We start from the raw sequence: 17,133 nt of genomic DNA on the forward strand, positions 1-17,133 counted from the left end.
TGGAATCAGCGTGCTTTTATGAGAAATCACCTTAATTCTCGGACAAGAGATGATTTATAGTATTTCGAATTGTGTAAAATGATGGGTCAGGTGCTTTCTGTTCAACAGGTCCCATTGTTCGTAATTCAACGGCCCGTAATAAGCATGCACTGTTTTCAGTTCCGGGTTTTGAGCAAATAATTCCTGGAAATCCAGGTAAACTTCCACAAATTCATCGATAGCCAGTTCCAGTTCTTCATTGCGAAGCGGTGTGCCTTCTTTTGCAAACGGAACGACCATATCACGGGCCATAGGCTTATCGGTATATAAAAAAGCGACCATGCGTTCCAATTTATCTTCCGGAATCAGTAATTCCTGCGGGTTTTCTCCTGTTGCGATGCGCAGCATATCTGTTAAATGCTCCACCATTCGCTGAGCCGACATTTTCCCCCAGGCCGGTTTTTTATCTGCCGTCAGTTTATTCAAATGTGACAGTACGCTTTCCAAATCAGTTTCAATAAACATGTTCATCTGTTTTAAGTTTCAAATTGACGATATCCATATATCCTTTTCCGCACAGAACAGAAAGGCTTGCCGGAACGATTTCCAAATTAATTTCCTTGCGCACTTCAAAAGGTTCCCCGTCGTAATGGGCTAAAGGAACTTCCAGGATAATCCGCGCTTTTTGGAACGGAACAATGCGGATATACCTCGAACCTTCGATTTTCTTAAAGAAAAAACGGCTGATTACTCCCATGGTGCGCCACCAGGAGAATTTACTCAAAAGTACCAGTTCCATCTGCCCGTCAATCACATTGGATTTGGGAGAAATGCAGAACCCGTTCCCGAATTCGGAAGAATTGGCAATGGAGCACAACAGGAAATTCCCCTTGATCTGTTCATCCGGCAGGATAATTTTCATTCTTGGTGGTTTGTAGGAAAAATATTCCTCGTAAACCAATTGGGTATAACCCCAAAATCCGCGAATGTGATATTCATCGAAGCGCTTGGCAATAAATGCGTCGAAGCCATAGCCTCCAACGCCTAAAAATGGTTTGTCATTCGCCAACCCGGTATCCATGCGAATACTGTTGAGCTCATTGATATTCTGAATGGCCTGTGGCGTTTTTAGCGGAATCTTCAAATGCCTGGCCAGGCCGTTGCCGGAACCGGTAGGAATAATTGCCAGGTGACATTTGGTCCCGATCAATGCCGTTCCGACTTCGTGTACGGAACCATCGCCGCCAACCGCACAAACGATGTCAATTCCTTCCTGCGCTGATTCTTCCGCAATGGATTTGGCGTGTTGTTTATATTGAGTAATCGCGATATCATAATCAAACAGGTCATGGTTCAGGTGTTCCTCTATCATCTGAGGAACCCTGGCCTTTTTGACCCCGCCCGAAATGGGATTGATTATGAACCGAATTCTCTTTTTCATCGGACAACCGTCTGATTATGGATTAAATCGTGATTATATCTTTGAATGATCGCCTTCAAACGTCTTGCCATCTTTTCCGCTTCGGATTTTTTGGCAGGCAAGAGATCCTTCGGGTTTTTGGTACGGATCGTGAAATCGAATAATCCGACCATTTTGTCATTGGAATAAACCAGCAACAAATTATCGCGGAAGTAATAATAGGAACCTTCCAGGTAAGTGACCGCTTCGCGTGGTTCTTTGGAGAAGTAACTGTTCCCGAAACTGTAATAATCGGTTTTGATGTTCACCAAATCCAGTACGGTAGGCATGATATCGATTTGCTGGAAGATCGCTTTTTCGCGTTTGCGGGGCAATTTTCCGCTCGGATCGTAGAACGCGATCGGGATGCGGTACATTTCCGTGCGCTGATTGTAAATCTCGCTGTTGCTGGAAGGTGTGTGATCCGCTACAATCACAAAAAGCGTTTTCTGAAACCACGGTTCTTTGGCGGCTTGTTCGAAGAATTTGCGCAAGCTGATATCTCCGTAATGAATGCTTTTACAAATCGGATGCGGACCTTTCTTAACCACCGAACGCCATTCTTCCGGCACAAAATAGGGGTGATGGGAAGAAAGGGTAAAGAGATTCGCCATGAAAGGCGCTTTCATCCCGGTTAGCTGTCTGGCAGTCCACGGATTGAAGTATTCATCCAGGATACCCCAGGTTTTATCAAAGTGCTTGTCGTTGTTATACTCGAAACGTCCTACGTATTCCTGGTAGCCCAATTGGGATGCAAAACTGTTGAAGCGCATGGAACCGTTGGTTGCACCGTGGTAAAATGCGGTACTGTAGCCGTGTTTGGTAAGGATATTCGGCAAGCTTTGGACCTGGTTGTTGCAATAGGCGGAAGAAATATATGGATTGTCCATCAGAGTTGGCATGGACGCCGAAATGGTCGGAACGGCTTCAATGGATTTCTTCCCGTTGGAAATTCCGTATTCGAAATACCAGGACTGGGTCAGGAGCGAATCCAGGAAAGGCGTGTAGGAAACACTGTTATTGAATTGTCCCACCCATTCGTTTCCGAAGCTTTCGAGCATAATGATCATGACATTCGTTCCATCCGGAAGGATGTGTTGCGGATGACTGGTACGTCTCGGATTGAAAAGTTTGTCGAGTTCTTTCTCCGTATAGTAATGCTGTTCCGTCAAATCGTCTTTCCCAATGGATTTCAACAGGGTAAAAGCGGAATTCAGCACCAGGGCCGAGTTTTCGGGCTGAGTGTATAAAGTCGCATCGATGGAAGAGATCGGGCGCAAACCGAAACCACCTCTTCCCGCCAGGAAGAACAGAGGAACCACGATGAAGAAAACGATGAGTTCTTTTCGCAGCGTGCTTTGCCCGGTCCGTTTTAATTTACGGATGCTTGTTCTTTTATAAAAGCGAATCAGGAGCCAGGTCCCAATGATGAAGATCAGGATAAGCATCCAGTAATCGGAAATAAAACTTCCCAATAACTGGCCCACATCATTTCCGGCGGATACGATTACGAACAGGTCGGCAGTGGAACGTTTCAGGGTAAAATTGTAGTACGCGGTGTCCATCAGGTTCAGCGCAACTATCAGCAATGTGGGGATGAAAAAGGTTAAAGCCTGCAAAGCCCGGACGATCCAGTTCTGCTGCCATTTTTCGGGCAATAAACTGAAGACGATGAAAGGCATGAGCACCAAACCTACGGTCGACAAGTCGAACCAGATTCCGGCCAGCCAATCCGTGAAACGCACATGTGCAAAGGAATCCAGGTTGAAGAAGTAAAAGACAATGCGCGTGACGGTCATCAATAACAAGAGGATTGCAATCCGCAGCAATAAACTTTTTAGTGTTATCGGAAGAGCATGACGCAGTCTTTTCAACATAAGTACAAAAATAAGCAACCTTTTTGAGGTAGGTGTTGTGTTTGTATTACTTAAAAATAGTCAGAATTTCGGTTACGAACTGTATAGCTGTTGTGCCGGCATGATTTTCATTCCAGACGGACCGGATTTTATCGTTGGAATTTCTGCTGGTATGAAAAACGGCAAATACAACGATTGTAGTATCAAATACTTCGTAAATAACAACAAATGGAAATTTCCTGACAGCTATTTGCCTTCTATTGAATCAGGCTATTCTTTTTTACCTAAAGCATTTATCACCTCGTCCCAGGAATAAGATTTACTTTCACCCGAGAGGTGTTTTTTTCTTCGTTCATCCAGAATTTGAACGTGCTCCTCCGTCAACAGAAACTCATCTTGATCTACTTCCACGAAATCAAGTGTCAAAATGTATTCGAGCAAAGCTTTTCCTTTGCTGCTTGAATCATCTATGCGAACTGTTACCCATAACTCCTGGTATTTGAATACCTTTCAAAGGTGCGAAAAACAACCGGATTTTCGTCACTACTCTCTAAAGGGTAGTTTTGAAACAGCTTACTTCAAAACAGGTAGCACCGAAATTTTCAAAGTTCTTATTTTTGGCGCATGAAATATCTTGTATTCTGCTTGTTGATGTGTTCGGGGGCCTATGCCCAGGAACTGGAAGCCTTCCGCATTTTTGATTCCAAAGGAAAGGAAGTATCGTTCGAAAAAATGATGGATAAGGTTTCGCAGAACCAGGTGGTTTTGTTCGGGGAATTTCACGACAACCCGATTTCGCATTGGCTGGAACTGCATGTATTGCTGGCACTCAATAAGCAGGTAACAGGTTCAAAACTGGCCGTTGGTTTCGAAATGTTTGAACTGCACCAGGTAAAAGCGTTGAATGATTATATTTCGAATAAATCTTACAAAGCCTTGAAAGATTCTACGGAGTTGTGGACGAATTTCAAAACGGATTACAAACCGGTACTGGATTCTGCCATTGCCCGGGGAAATATTCCTTTTGCTGCGAATGTGACCCGCAAATATGCCAGTTTGGTTTTCAAAAAAGGACTGGCTGCTTTGGATACGCTTCCCGAAAACCAGAAAAAATTGATGGCACCGCTGCCGTTTCCATTTGATTCTACCCTGACGCAGTATGTGGAACTGATCGAGATGGGCAAAGAAATGCATGCTTCGGGAATTAATTTTGCGTATGCGCAGGCAATCAAAGATGCTACGATGGGGCACTCGATTGTGCAGCACGTGAAGAACGGCGAGAAAGTATATTTCCTGAACGGTGCGTTCCATTCGGATTTTCACCAGGGAATTATGTGGTATGTGCAGCAATACCTTCCGGGAACAAAAGTCGGGACAATTACCACCGTTTCACAGAAAGACGTTCGAAAACTGCAGAAAGAACATTTGAACCGCGCCGATTTTATCGTGGTAGTGAATGAGACAATGACCTCGACGCATTAGTAGTGAGAATTGATCGTGTAGAATTGAAAAGGAAAATCCTCAAACAGGAAATGAAGAACTTTTCAATCCGCCGCGGCGGATTCTCCATTTTCAATTGATTTTACTTCTCGTTCGTGCGCTTCAACAATTCGTTGTAGTCTTCCAATAATTTCAGATACTTGTTTTTCCAGTATTCCTTAGTCTGGTTGTTGTAAGGATTTTCAGGATCTTCAAAAGAGTGGTTGTTGATGGAGCCCAATTCTTTGATCTCGTCGGAGAAATCGTGGTGGATGATATTACCGATGGCCATGACTGTTTCCAGATCTATCTGCGTGTTGTCAAACATCAGGTACATCCATCTCCGGCTCCTTCCTAATTTCTTAGCAATAGCACTAATGGGATATCCGCTCTGACGGATTGCTCTTTCTACTATTTCACCACGGTGTTGCATAGTGACAAAAATCTTCACTTCACCGAGTATAATGTTAAACACAAAATACTCGTTTGCGGGAATTTGTAGTCAGATATGGGAATGGGTGGTAAAAATAGTGTAATTGCGCAGATCTGAGCTATAAGTGAGCACGAAATTTTTCCGTTTTTTCCGTCTTTTTTGGCGGTTTATTCCGGGTTGGTTTTCTTCAGCAAGGCGTTGTAGCTTTCTAAAAGCTTCAGGTACTTATTCTTCCAGTAATCTTTATTCTGTTTGTTGTATTTGGATTCGGGTTCGGAAAAAGACTCCGGGTTGATAACACTCAATTCCTTGATTTCATCGGAAAAGTCATGGTGTATGATCCTTCCGATCTGAATGATGGATTCGAGATCCACCTGGGAATTGTCAAACATCAGGTACATCCACCTCCTGCTTCTCCCCAATTTTCTTGCAATCTGGGTAATGGGATACCCGCTTTTCCGGATTGCTCTCTCTACGATTTCGCCACGATGCTGCATAGTGACAAAGTTGTTCACTTATTTGAGTAAATAAATTACCACTAAATATACATAAATGAGAAATTGTTTTAATTTCGTGATAATCTATTAAGAAGAGGCTAAATGCGTGAGCTTCTTCTATAAAGATCAAATGATATTATTGTATATTATCACGCTTAATATAAACATTGTTTACCTATTTTTTATGAACCTAAATTCATTTTGCATACTATTTATCTTTTGTTTTTCATTCATTACTAATCTGAATTCTCAGCAAATAATGGAAACGAAGCGGATTGATTCAATTCCTGTATTTTTTAAGTCAGGAAGTGCTGATATTGACAATCCGCAAAAACTAATCAGTCGTTTGGGTGCCATAAAAGCTCAAAATGGAAAGGTGATCATGATTTCGTACACCGACACCGTAGGAAGTTTGCCTACAAACCAAAAATTGGCTACTAAAAGGTTGAAGACGGTTTCAAAACTTGTGAGGTCCAGTAATGTGAAACATTTTGCTATAGATAGTATTAACAGAAATGAGCTTAGAGCAGGAAGAAAATTAATAGACAGCATTTTCCGAAGAGTAGATGTAGTGGTATACAGCATAGAAAACAAATTTGCACTGAATATTCCTATCAATCTAAATATCCAGTTCGAATCTGCCACAGACATTATTCTTCCGGAATCTACAGAAAACCTGGAAAACTTATTGTCTATTCTGCAAAAAGACAGCACCCTGAGCATTCAGCTAAATGGCCATGTGTGTTGTCGCCCTTCGCATGAATTGTCTGTCAATAGAGCAGAGCGTGTGAAAAAGTATTTGGTTTCAAAAGGAATTAAGGCTTCGCGGATTACTTGCAAAGGATTTAGCAATACCATGCCGGTGGTTTCCAATAAAAACATAGAAGAACAACGCAAAAATATGCGGGTAGAGGTTGTTTTTCGAAGATAATATAACCTGACATCGTTAATTTAACCTGTATGGTTATTTCATAATTATTTTATTTTTGATGAATGCTCATTCGCTGATAGAAATGGATACCATCCCTACATTAACAGACCTTCAAAGGATGCATGAAGACGGAACAAAGGTCCCGTTCAGAATCGTAGGCATTAATGAAAAAGGATTCTTCGGGAAAGTTTACGAGCATAATGCATTTGTACCTTTTTACAGGATGCCATTTGAATATTCTTCAGAAGAAGTTTATGCGCTCTTTCTCAAATCATTCGCAAAAGTGATTTTTCAAGCCAACATTTTCATGATCCAAATGGAGAAGGAGTTTTGTATCCTGGATTTGAAGGACCTGAAGTTTGAACCCATTCGCCTGAAGCAAGGAAGAACTTACAATGGGACCATTATTTATAAAAACAGAGCTTATTTAATTATCGAAATGGGTGCATTGTTTGCCTGGAAATATGGTTCCGTAACGGGTTTCCTGCCTAAATCACTAAGAGACCGGATTATACCTTACGACCAGTTAGAAGTTGGTGATACGCTTCCAGTTTGTGTTCACCAGGTGGACCAAACTACTAAAACCAAATACTTACTCCAAGGAGCGATCAGTTCGAAGGATTGGACCAGTGATACTATCCTTGAATTGTCTAAGCGAATAGTTCCCGCAAAAGTAACTTACAGGGTAGGGAGACTGACCTTAATTGTTGACGGAAAACACCAGGGACAGTTCTCTTCTTCCAGCAAATGGTATAAGCGCACAAAATTCCGTTATATCATGACGCAAATGATCGACAACCTGCAGGAGGGAGAAGATATCTTTGTTAAAGTAGTGGGATTTAATAAAGCCATTCAAAACCTCGAAGTAGAATGGGTCGTAGACAAAGCAAGAGAAGTATTTTATTTGGGTGACCCCAAAAACACCATCGCAGATCTCCTAAAATCGCCTGTAAATTTTCCTTCCTTTGAAGATTGAGAATAAACTAACAGAATGTTAAAACCTTAATGGTTTAATACTATACCCGTACTTGACCCATACTTGACCCGTACTTGAAACTGGGTTGTTCTTCGTCCTAAAATAACTATACAGGCTAGTCTCATATTGGGTAAAAATGCATCCCTTTTAAAAATTTCTATTACCATATGCCAGCAATGGCCAACGTTCGACCCAAACTGGTCGAAAAAATCACCCAACTCAGGTGTGTCTTGGGAAAAAAGGATTTTTGATCTCCTGAAATTTGTTTCAATCAATTACTGATTCGCGGTAAGTAATTGAAGACGGGGGAAAGACCTTCAGTCATTTAACAAATTAATACTTAGAAATCATGGCTAAACAAACTGGTCTGATTAAGGTGAGAGGGACATTGGACAATGTCAATTTCTACCAAACGCAAGACGGGACTCTTGCACGTATGCGCACTTCGGTTGATGCAAAACGTATTGCCACTGATCCGGCTTATATTCGAACACGTGAAAACGGGGCAGAATTCGGAGCCTCTGCGAAAGCAGGTAAGATCGTTCGTGATACTTTGCGCCCACTATTGTTGATGGCATCTGATAACCGGATAACTGCCCGAATGACGAAAGTCATGACGGACGTTAAAAACCTGGATACCACCAGTAGCAGAGGTGGGCGAAATGTTGCCGGGGGAATTAACCATCCGAGTGCGAAAGAACTTTTGAAGGGGTTCAACTTTAATGAACGCTCGAATTTAGGAAGTGTTTTGGCTAAACCATTCGCTGTTTCGACAAGTAGTGGTGAGGTGACCATTGCTGATATTATTCCATTGAATGATATTGCCTCTCCTGTAGGAGCGACCCATTTTTCCCTTCAATGCGGGTGGGCAAAGATTGATTTTAACTCGGGTGTGAGCGATTTTCAATTGTCTGCACTTACCAAGTTACCAATTGATGAAACGCAGCAAACTATTTCATTGACACCTAACACTGCGCCAGCTGGCACGGGGATCGATGTGTTTGTTCTTTGCATTGCTTTTTACCAGGAGGTGAATAACATCCAGTACCCGTTGAGAAACGGAGCCTTCAATGCTTTAAGTATTGTTGAAATCCAGTAATTGTTTCATAACCGTAGCAGCCCTTCCGGGAGGCTACGGTCTTAAAATCTTTATTATGAACATCAAAAAAAGATATCAGTCAACTACTCCAAGGTTTTTCAGGGTAGTTCGCAACATCGGGTTATGCCTGATTGCGATAGGAGGGGTGCTTGTTGCCTCACCTGTTGCAATCCCTGCGGGATTAGTCTCCTTCGGAGGATATCTCATCGTGGCAGGATCGGTTGCGACGGCTGTTTCACAGGCTACATCTGTGGACGAGGGAAAGTAGAAACATCATTTAAAACATGTATTATGAATCATTTAAATAAGGCAGGACAGGTGAAGATCCTGGTGAATGTCAAGAAGCCAAAACGATTTAAGGCGGGTGCTGAATTAAGCGGCGCTGTAAATCTTCAAGTTGAAGAAGGTATAAGCAATGGGATGGAAAATTTGCAGATCCAACTGACCATTGATCCATCTTCTTATCCCGATGACGACTGCGGGAATGAAGCATAACCAGCAGTAGTTCAATTAAACAACCTGGTTATGCAGCACAGTAGCGATCATACGACCAGTGTCGGTACAACGGCCGGAACAGTGCTTACTGTTCTTGCGAATATTGGTTCGCAGGATTATATAAAAACAATTGTACTCGCAGTTATTGGTGCGGTGGTCAGTTTTTGTGTATCCTGGTTGTTGAAATGGTTGACACGAAGAAGGAATAAATAAGTGTAACGGCTCTCACAAGGAGCCGTTTTTTTATTGCAAATTTTTCTTTTCCACAGATCCCGAAGTGTCGGGACAGGTGAACATAGATTCTTGAACTATGTTCCACCTGCGGTGGCTTCTTTGATGGCACGCAGATTTTAAGAGTGAGGGTTTATTCATCGTCAGATTCCATGCGACGGGTTAGCGTTTCGATGAGGTTGTTGAGGAATTTAGTTCTATCGATTTTGCGTGATTTTAAATCATGGTAGGTCCTGTAATGATCCCCTAATTCTACCTGGAACACATCTGCAAGTACTTCGGTGATGGTTTTGAGATCAATTTGACCATTGTTTAATACGCCAACGGAGTGAAGTGCATAAATCAATTCAACCAGTGAAGTTTTGGAATCTGTCCATTTCAGTACCTTTTTCGAGTTGTTTGATACGGAATTAAGATCTAAGAGTACCTGGTCAGAATTGGTGATTCTAAATAATTCGATTTTTATCCTATTTTCCAATTTCTCAAATGCTATGCTTTTTGCTAATACTAAATCATATCCAGTATTCCAACTGAAATCAACAGCTGAAAAATCCACTTCATAATCTTTATGCATTGCCATAGCATTTTCACGTATAAAAAATTGGTGATCCAGGTCTGTGGACTCAGAACGGCTGTAGCGAATGAATTCCCTGTTTTCTTCGAAAAACAGGTGAAACCTATTTAAGTACTCATTCAGGTAACCTATTTTTTTCTCATCTGAACCCAGTGGGAAGTCTTGCTGGGCTATTAATATTCCCCTATAATAAATCAATTCTGCCTGCAATTTAGGCTTTGTAAGCTTGAAGCAGGTTATTTCATCCTGGTGATTTTGGAATCCCCTGCTCATAATTTCGTTTTTCAGATCAACCAGGTATTTCCGGCTTAATTCAAGAGCAGGCCGAAGGTTGTTTTCTTTTGTTCCTGTGTCTAATATTGTTTGCAGCTCGTTGTAAAAATTGTATTCGAGCTTTTCTAAAAAAGCTTTCATGTGACGTGGTTTTAACTTGTGTGGTGCTAATGGGTATTAACAGACTTTTTAAACGATTGTTACCCGGTTATCAAAAGTTAACAGATTTAAGTTAGCTTCAATTATATTTTTTACGCTTCAAGATACTTTAATACTCATTAGTGTAAAATAATTTAAAGCATTTATCCAACTTTTTTGTTTAGGATGCATCAGTGTATCGTATTAACTTTTGCAATGCGATTAAGTAAGACCTTTATTCTATTCTCTATTCTTTCTTTCAGGATGTTTTTGTTGAACGGGCAACAAAATCTTGTGCCGAATCCTTCTTTTGAGTTGATTGATTCATGTCCGGTCGGTCATTATATAGGGTTAACAGATCCCTGGATTGTTCAAAACTGGCATGTACCACCAGGAAGTATAACAACGCCGGATTTATTTTCAACATGTAATAATGGATATATTGTCAATCCTCCTCATTTGTTTGTGGGAGTTCCTAACAATTTTGCTGGAATTTGTTATCCGAATACAGGAGATAACTATATGGGGTTTATGATGAAATATGGAAAATTTAGAGAATATATTCAAGTTCAACTAAGCTCACCATTAATTGCTTCCCAATATTACTTATGTGGTTTTCATACTCAAAAATCCGACTCTTGTATTTATGCTACTTCCGATATTGGAATGCACATTTCCAGTAACTCTGAATTTCAATTTGGTAATAATCAGCCTATGGAGTATTTAACTCCCCAGATAACTAATAATACAGGTGTTATTTGGAATATACAGGACTGGACAAAAATTGAAAATGTGTACCTTGCATCTGGAGGAGAGGCATTTATTACAATTGGTAATTTTGTGAGTAATCAAACAACGATGCTAGATAGTTTACATCAAAATATTGGAGTAAACTGGCCTGCGCCTTGGGCTGCATATTATTATTTCGATGATGTATATGTTATTCCTTATAACGAGAACCTGACCATTGAAATACCTGATACTATTTGTTGGGGAGAAGCATTCACTTTAACTGCACATGGTTCGGCAAAATATGATTGGTATATAAATGAGCAATGGTATTCAAACGATTCAACAATTACTTTGGAACTTAATGATAAACTAGTAATCAAAGTCGTAGGATATATAGACACTCTTGAATTTGAAGCAGGGATTAAAAACTGTCACATTGATTGTAGCAAAGTTGTAAATCCTTCAAATATTTTCACCCCAAACGGTGATGGTATTAATGACTTTTTTGAATTCAATACTTTAATTCATTCACTTGAAATCTTTAACCGATGGGGAAATAGTGTGTTTAAAGGCGGTCCTGATTCGAAGTGGGATGGAGGTGAAGCAACTGATGGGGTTTACTTCTACCAGGTTTTCTATGATTGCGAAAATGAGACTCATCTTAAAACGGGTTTTATAGAGTTGATAAGATAGGCTAGTGTGTATTTTATTTTACTTATTCTTTATTTTTTACTCATTTATGTGTAAATAGTGCGTATATTTGAATTGAGCTTCAAAACTTGACAGTATGATCATATTCACGTAAATCCTTTACGAACTCAAACCCGAACTTTGCATGTCTTTTCGAATTTAAGTATTGAAAGGAGGAATGATCACTATTTATTAATCCTATAAACTGAATGCGTATGAAGAAATAATCCAACCTTTTTGCAGGTAACACATCTACGAAATGTAGTAAGTTTCCTTGCCCGAACTTGTTTCGGGTAAAAACAAACTATTACTTTTAAAACAAACTTATTGATTGAGTAAATTCGTTTTACATATTGTTTTCTTATTCACACTATTCTTTGCTATTGGCCAACAGAATCTAGTTCCTAATGGAAGTTTTGAAGAGTATAACTGGTGTCCGAGTACATCCAGCGGATACTATCTCAATGCTTGTAAATATTGGAATTCACCAACATTAGGCAGTCCAGATTACTTTAACGCCTGTAGTACCGAATTTGATATTGTACTTCAACGGTTTTTGTACAGCGTTCCTCAGAATTATGCAGGAGATCAACCAGCACATAGTGGAAATGCGTGTGGTTTTTTTGGCTTTGGTCAAAATGAAGTTGGATCAACCCCTTATGCGGAATATCTTCAAATTAAACTTACACAAACTCTGCAATCAGGAAGATTTTATACAGTTCGATTTTTTATCAATAATGCGGGACATTCCTGTATAAACTCAGTTAGTGCATTATTTACTTCGCAAGAATTAAATCTGAACACAGACTCTCTTATTCCTCTGTCTCCGCAAATAACAAGCGACTCAACAATCTTCTTTTGCGATACAATTAATTGGCAAGAGGTCACAGGTGTTTTTCAAGCCGTTGGGAATGAAAATTATCTTACTATCGGTGTTTTTAAAAAGACACCACAATTGTTAGTTTCAGATTTGCAAGGCAACTCAACTCCTAGTTTCTATTCAGCTTACCTGTATATTGATGATGTATCTGTAACCGAAAAGGAATTTGAAATACCAAATATATTCACACCAAATGGTGATGGAGTAAATGATCACTACATTATTGATTTAGAAGCACTAGGAGCAACGGGGGCTGAAATTTACAATCGGTGGGGTAATTGTGTTGCTAGAGGAGAAAAATTCTTATACTGGGATGGGAAATTTGATGGAAAGGAATGTAACAACGGTGTTTATTACCTTCGTCTTCAATTAGAAAACAATATTGTAAACGGATTTATTCATTTGATGAAATAAATTCTTTTACAAAAATGAACAATAAATTACTGCAAATAATTTTTGTCAGCTTGCTTCTTTTTAATCAGGAAGCTAATTCGCAATCATCTTCTGCCACAAATGCCTTTGTAGGCGGTCGGTATTTGGGATGGGATAATTTCAGTGGTGTGAATCCACTATTATTCAGGACCGCTGGTGCAACCAGAATGCGACTGAATGGGGATGAAATCCTCAATTACCTCGGCACAAACTTTATGGTAGATGTTAGGGGTCACTTTGGGATTGGCGTCAATAACTATTTCGCTACAGAAACCCCCTTAACGATGCTTCACCTGGAAGGACCGAACAATACCATATTTAACGGGGGGCAGTTCCGCGGTTGGATGAAAACGGGGGTGCTATCCCGCGAGAATTCAGATGCGATGTATGTGGGTATGAAACCGCAAGGCACAAACCGAAGCGATGCTGTAGTTTACTGGAGCGACGATGCTGGTGGTACCGACGGTCCAGATAACCTTCGCTTCCTGTTCGGAACCACACAAAACACCCTTCCAGGGGCGGTGCAACCACTTCTTGGGAATTCCCAGGATGGTTACGAAATGATGCGTATGACGGCATCAGGGCCGTTAAATGAACTCAATTTCCCGGCAGGATATATCGGCGTGGGGCCACTTTTTACCGATGTAAACAGGCCACAGAACCGTTTTCATATCAATGCGGAAAGCGGTTTGGCTACTTTTATGCAAATTTCGAATATTGGGGGTGGTGGTCTCCCTGGTACTGGACAGACCGGAACAGATGGTTTAAAACTGGGATTGCAGAATTTACTGGCACCTACGGGCAACCGGCAGTACGGATACCTGCAATGGCAGGAACACACGCCTTTCATCATTCAGACCGCGTGGTCTGGAAGTGGCGGATCAACTGCGACGGGAGAACGGATGCGCATCACCAGCCGCGGTGCACTGATCAATACAGAAGGATTCGCTCATGCGTCAAGTATCAGCTCTCCTAACGTTACACGTGTTGCAATCAGCTATCTCGGTTCGACAGCCTTAACGCAGCCAAGAAGCTTGCTCCACTTAGGATTTAATGGACCAAACAGCTGGCGTTCCTGGATGGATATGGGAACATACGCCTCTGCTCCGGAAGCACATACGTACCTGGGAATTTTCGATGGAACTAACACTGGAACTTTGGCCTGGGGTAGCATAGGGAATTCTGATATGCGCTATATTTTTACTACAACGGATGGTACCGCAGGTGAAGCTGGAACAGCGGACGGTTTGGAGGCTATGAGAATGACGCCTACCGCAACTAATGGTGTGTACACTGGGATTGGAGGTGATCCAAATGCTAACCTTTATGGACCTGCTGCAAACAGCCAAACACCAACGGCAACTTTGGAAGTAAACTCCTGGGGTGCAACCAACGTTCCAGGCGGTAGTTCAGGTCTTCGTTTTTCAAACCTGAACACTTCTTCTCCTATAACGACAAACCCGGGAGCTGGTGTATTGGCCGTTAATGCTGATGGCGATGTGATCTATGTTGATAAAACTTCGGATGGATTGGATTGCTGGGACCAGAACGGCAATGGGATCGGTGATGGAAATGAAGATTTGAACGGGGACGGACAATATAACTATTTAGATTGTGTGAGTTTGCCGTGTTGGGACCTAAACCAAAATGGCGTATTTGATGTGGCGACGGAAGACTTTGATGGTGATTTACAAGCAAGCCCGGGAGATTGTCGAGGGCCTCAAGGGAATACAGGCGCAACAGGACCTGTAGGCCCACAAGGTCCGCAAGGCCCTCAGGGTGTTCCTGGGAATGCGATTTTCTTTGCTGATAACGGTGTGTCCCGAAACCCGGGAAGCATCATCCGGTTGGGAGATGAATATATTGGAACTCCAGGCACGAATACTCCTTTGACCAGCAATCGACAAGTTCAATTGGGTGGTAACAACCTGATCTTTTCAGGTGCCGGGGATATTGCTATAGGGCTGACTTATCCTAACCAGCCTACGCAAAGGTTGGATGTCAACGGGAATGCCCGTTTCCGTAATGTATCAACTACGGGAGGTCAATACCTGATGCTTGGACAAATCAACGCAAATGTGAACGATCTTACCTTATCCAAGCTTGGTTTCTCGGGCAACACCAATCAGTACCTTGCCGGAAACGGAACCTGGCAGTTTCTGCCGACTGTGGGTGCAATATGCGGAGCTCCAGCAACTGAGGGTGCACTGTTTGCCAATACACGGTTAAACCTGAACGGACAGAACTTCTATTTTAGCAATCTTACTCCGACCGGGAATACTAGCGTCAACAAGGTTGCCGTTGGTTATAACTGCTCTACACCACTTCCTGCTAAATTTAACGTTTATCAGAAAGAACTCACTTCTCTTTCCATTTCAACGATTGCTTCGCACGCTGATAACCGCGATATAGGAACTGTTCAGGGAACAGAATATATAGGTGCATTTGGCATTGCCCAGGGGAACCAATTCATCCAGAGGATAAGCAATACAGGCGGATCGTTCGAAGGTCGCAATGCGGCGCTGAATTTCGGTGTCAAAGGATATGCCTGGAGAGGCGGATACGCCAACGTATCTACCAGCTATGGAGGTTACTTTAAAGCAAATGATGCTTTTGGGTCCTATGGTGTAGTAGGTCACGCAGACAATAATTCAACAGTGGGTGTAGCCTATGGTGTCTATGGGTCCGCTAACGGTGGACAATTTGCACGAGCGGGCTATTTTGATGGACTCATTCAAACAACAGCATCTTATGTCCAAACTTCTGATTCAATGTTCAAGAATAATGTCAATAGGTTGAACAGCACCCTTAAATTGATCCAGTTGTTGAAACCAGTAAGTTACACGATGGATACTATCCATTACCCACAGATGAATTTTGACAATCATTTGCAGTACGGATACATTGCACAGGATGTTGCCAATGTTTTCCCTAGTTTGGTATACGACAGCTATCATCCGTCATCTATTGATTCCCTGGGAAATCCGATTGATTCCGCAGTAACCTACAAAGCACTGAACTATAACGGATTCATTTCGATCAACACTGCTGCAATTATTGAACTAAACAAAAAGGTTGATGCGATCTCACTTTCTGACGAATCCATTAAAACCAATGTACAGGACTTGACTGGTTCGTTGGATAAAGTTCTTGCGATGCGAGGTGTTTCCTATGATTGGGACCATACGGTTCATCCTGAACTTGGTTTGGACAGTTTAAACCAAGTAGGATTTATTGCACAAGAAATCCAAGCTATAGACCCTCGTTTAACCTTCGTAGCCGATGATAGTCTATTGCACGTGAAGTACGAAAAAGTAGTTCCTGTTTTGGCAGAGGCAATAGAAGAACTGAACGGTGAAGTTGAAAGCAAAGATTCGCTTATCCATGTTCTGGTTACGGAGAACGCTGAGCAAGATTCAACGATCAGCGCACAACAGACAACGATTGACGATCTGAACAACCGTTTGACACAACTGGAAAACTGCCTTTCAGGTATTTTACCTTTACTGTGCCAGTTGAACCAAAGCGCTATACAGGCGAATACACCAGCAGCACAGGAAGAGGTGCGCAAGAACCTGAACGTGACGTTGAGCAACCGCAATGCGATCGTGCTTGACCAGAATGTACCGAACCCGTTTGCAGAGCAGACAACCATCAATTTCTCCATTCCTGAAACGGTGAAGAAAGCACAGATCCATTTTTATGATGGAAACGGACGCTTTATGAACTCTGTTGAAGTAACTGAAAGAGGATTGGGAAGTGTTACGGTATTTGGTTCTGATTTGAGTACGGGAGTGTATACTTACACGCTGGTTGCTGACGGACAAGTTGTAGCGACTAAGAAAATGATGAAACAATAGATCTATTTTAAGTCCTGAGGCAAGGTTTTAATCTAATATGTAGAATATTGTAATCACTTTGATCACTAATGGAATGATTCGAACCATAAGGGCGTAAAATTTTACGCCCTTACGGTTCT

General features: G+C 41.6%; 15 protein-coding genes. 9 read left to right on the top strand and 6 right to left on the bottom strand.

Annotated elements, in window-relative coordinates:
• Positions 1–54: 54 nt before the first annotated feature.
• The 3 genes from ABDW02_RS14895 to ABDW02_RS14905 are packed head-to-tail and all read right to left on the bottom strand — an operon-like array spanning position 55 to position 3,315.
• A complete protein-coding gene (locus ABDW02_RS14895) occupies positions 55–504 on the bottom strand; it encodes a hypothetical protein (RefSeq protein ID WP_343635808.1) in 450 nt (149 codons plus the stop codon).
• Positions 494–1,420, bottom strand: coding sequence for a diacylglycerol kinase family protein (locus ABDW02_RS14900; RefSeq protein WP_343635810.1), 927 nt, complete (start codon positions 1,418–1,420; stop codon positions 494–496). Before ABDW02_RS14900 ends, ABDW02_RS14895 begins: the two co-directional genes overlap by 11 nt.
• Positions 1,417–3,315: a sulfatase-like hydrolase/transferase gene (locus ABDW02_RS14905; RefSeq protein ID WP_343635812.1), complete on the bottom strand. Its 1,899-nt coding sequence runs from the start codon at positions 3,313–3,315 to the stop codon at positions 1,417–1,419. The genes ABDW02_RS14900 and ABDW02_RS14905 overlap by 4 nt, the downstream gene beginning before the upstream one ends.
• A 603-nt stretch (positions 3,316–3,918) precedes the next feature.
• Here ABDW02_RS14905 and ABDW02_RS14910 point away from each other — a divergent pair.
• Positions 3,919–4,776 carry a ChaN family lipoprotein gene (locus tag ABDW02_RS14910; RefSeq protein ID WP_343635814.1) on the top strand — a complete coding sequence of 286 codons (858 nt, stop codon included), beginning with the start codon at positions 3,919–3,921 and terminating at the stop codon, positions 4,774–4,776.
• Positions 4,777–4,876: 100 nt separating this feature from the next.
• Here ABDW02_RS14910 and ABDW02_RS14915 read toward each other — a convergent pair whose 3' ends face one another.
• Both ABDW02_RS14915 and ABDW02_RS14920 read right to left on the bottom strand, forming a co-directional pair.
• The gene (locus tag ABDW02_RS14915) at positions 4,877–5,206 is read right to left on the bottom strand and encodes a hypothetical protein (protein WP_343635816.1); all 330 of its coding nucleotides are present in this window, start codon (positions 5,204–5,206) and stop codon (positions 4,877–4,879) included.
• Positions 5,207–5,373: 167 nt separating this feature from the next.
• On the bottom strand, positions 5,374–5,703 hold the full coding sequence (locus ABDW02_RS14920; RefSeq protein ID WP_343635818.1) for a hypothetical protein: 330 nt from the start codon (positions 5,701–5,703) through the stop codon (positions 5,374–5,376).
• 259 nt (positions 5,704–5,962) lie between these two features.
• Between ABDW02_RS14920 and ABDW02_RS14925 the strand changes: the two genes are divergently transcribed.
• The 5 genes from ABDW02_RS14925 (at position 5,963) to ABDW02_RS14945 (ending at position 9,417) form a co-directional block, all read left to right on the top strand.
• Complete coding sequence (locus ABDW02_RS14925; RefSeq protein WP_343635820.1) at positions 5,963–6,634, top strand: OmpA family protein; 672 nt, start codon at positions 5,963–5,965, stop codon at positions 6,632–6,634.
• Between the two features lie 58 nt (positions 6,635–6,692).
• Entirely contained in the window at positions 6,693–7,610 is a 918-nt protein-coding gene (locus tag ABDW02_RS14930) for a hypothetical protein (RefSeq protein ID WP_343635821.1), read from the top strand.
• A gap of 349 nt (positions 7,611–7,959) precedes the next feature.
• Positions 7,960–8,709, top strand: coding sequence for a hypothetical protein (locus ABDW02_RS14935; protein WP_343635823.1), 750 nt, complete (start codon positions 7,960–7,962; stop codon positions 8,707–8,709).
• A gap of 291 nt (positions 8,710–9,000) precedes the next feature.
• A complete protein-coding gene (locus ABDW02_RS14940; protein WP_343635825.1) occupies positions 9,001–9,204 on the top strand; it encodes a hypothetical protein in 204 nt (67 codons plus the stop codon).
• 30 nt (positions 9,205–9,234) lie between these two features.
• Complete coding sequence (locus ABDW02_RS14945; protein ID WP_343635827.1) at positions 9,235–9,417, top strand: hypothetical protein; 183 nt, start codon at positions 9,235–9,237, stop codon at positions 9,415–9,417.
• 151 nt (positions 9,418–9,568) lie between these two features.
• Here ABDW02_RS14945 and ABDW02_RS14950 read toward each other — a convergent pair whose 3' ends face one another.
• Positions 9,569–10,423: an RteC domain-containing protein gene (locus ABDW02_RS14950; RefSeq protein ID WP_343635829.1), complete on the bottom strand. Its 855-nt coding sequence runs from the start codon at positions 10,421–10,423 to the stop codon at positions 9,569–9,571.
• A gap of 213 nt (positions 10,424–10,636) precedes the next feature.
• On the opposite strand from ABDW02_RS14950, the gene ABDW02_RS14955 reads away from it, so the two are divergent.
• From ABDW02_RS14955 to ABDW02_RS14965, 3 genes are all read left to right on the top strand, one after another.
• Positions 10,637–11,845, top strand: coding sequence for a gliding motility-associated C-terminal domain-containing protein (locus tag ABDW02_RS14955; RefSeq protein WP_343635831.1), 1,209 nt, complete (start codon positions 10,637–10,639; stop codon positions 11,843–11,845).
• Between the two features lie 328 nt (positions 11,846–12,173).
• Positions 12,174–13,136, top strand: a complete 963-nt coding sequence (locus ABDW02_RS14960; RefSeq protein ID WP_343635833.1) for a gliding motility-associated C-terminal domain-containing protein — start codon at positions 12,174–12,176, stop codon at positions 13,134–13,136.
• A 14-nt stretch (positions 13,137–13,150) separates the two neighbouring features.
• Complete coding sequence (locus ABDW02_RS14965; protein WP_343635835.1) at positions 13,151–17,014, top strand: tail fiber domain-containing protein; 3,864 nt, start codon at positions 13,151–13,153, stop codon at positions 17,012–17,014.
• The last annotated feature ends 119 nt before the right edge of the window (positions 17,015–17,133 follow it).

Origin of the sequence: Fluviicola sp. (assembly GCF_039596395.1) — a bacterium.
In the GTDB taxonomy this organism is placed as follows: Bacteria; Bacteroidota; Bacteroidia; order Flavobacteriales_D; family Crocinitomicaceae; genus Fluviicola.

Excerpts from the sequence above, each read along its gene's own strand:
- ABDW02_RS14920 (WP_343635818.1), bottom strand. The coding sequence starts at position 5,703 with ATGCAGCATCGTGGCGAAATCGTAGAGAGAGCAATCCGGAAAAGCGGG.
- ABDW02_RS14930 (WP_343635821.1), top strand. The coding sequence starts at position 6,693 with ATGAATGCTCATTCGCTGATAGAAATGGATACCATCCCTACATTAACA.
- ABDW02_RS14910 (WP_343635814.1), top strand. The coding sequence starts at position 3,919 with ATGAAATATCTTGTATTCTGCTTGTTGATGTGTTCGGGGGCCTATGCC.
- ABDW02_RS14950 (WP_343635829.1), bottom strand. The coding sequence starts at position 10,423 with ATGAAAGCTTTTTTAGAAAAGCTCGAATACAATTTTTACAACGAGCTG.
- ABDW02_RS14900 (WP_343635810.1), bottom strand. The coding sequence starts at position 1,420 with ATGAAAAAGAGAATTCGGTTCATAATCAATCCCATTTCGGGCGGGGTC.
- ABDW02_RS14935 (WP_343635823.1), top strand. The coding sequence starts at position 7,960 with ATGGCTAAACAAACTGGTCTGATTAAGGTGAGAGGGACATTGGACAAT.
- ABDW02_RS14940 (WP_343635825.1), top strand. The coding sequence starts at position 9,001 with ATGAATCATTTAAATAAGGCAGGACAGGTGAAGATCCTGGTGAATGTC.
- ABDW02_RS14925 (WP_343635820.1), top strand. The coding sequence starts at position 5,963 with ATGGAAACGAAGCGGATTGATTCAATTCCTGTATTTTTTAAGTCAGGA.
- ABDW02_RS14945 (WP_343635827.1), top strand. The coding sequence starts at position 9,235 with ATGCAGCACAGTAGCGATCATACGACCAGTGTCGGTACAACGGCCGGA.
- ABDW02_RS14895 (WP_343635808.1), bottom strand. The coding sequence starts at position 504 with ATGTTTATTGAAACTGATTTGGAAAGCGTACTGTCACATTTGAATAAA.
- ABDW02_RS14965 (WP_343635835.1), top strand. The coding sequence starts at position 13,151 with ATGAACAATAAATTACTGCAAATAATTTTTGTCAGCTTGCTTCTTTTT.
- ABDW02_RS14955 (WP_343635831.1), top strand. The coding sequence starts at position 10,637 with ATGCGATTAAGTAAGACCTTTATTCTATTCTCTATTCTTTCTTTCAGG.
- ABDW02_RS14915 (WP_343635816.1), bottom strand. The coding sequence starts at position 5,206 with ATGCAACACCGTGGTGAAATAGTAGAAAGAGCAATCCGTCAGAGCGGA.
- ABDW02_RS14905 (WP_343635812.1), bottom strand. The coding sequence starts at position 3,315 with ATGTTGAAAAGACTGCGTCATGCTCTTCCGATAACACTAAAAAGTTTA.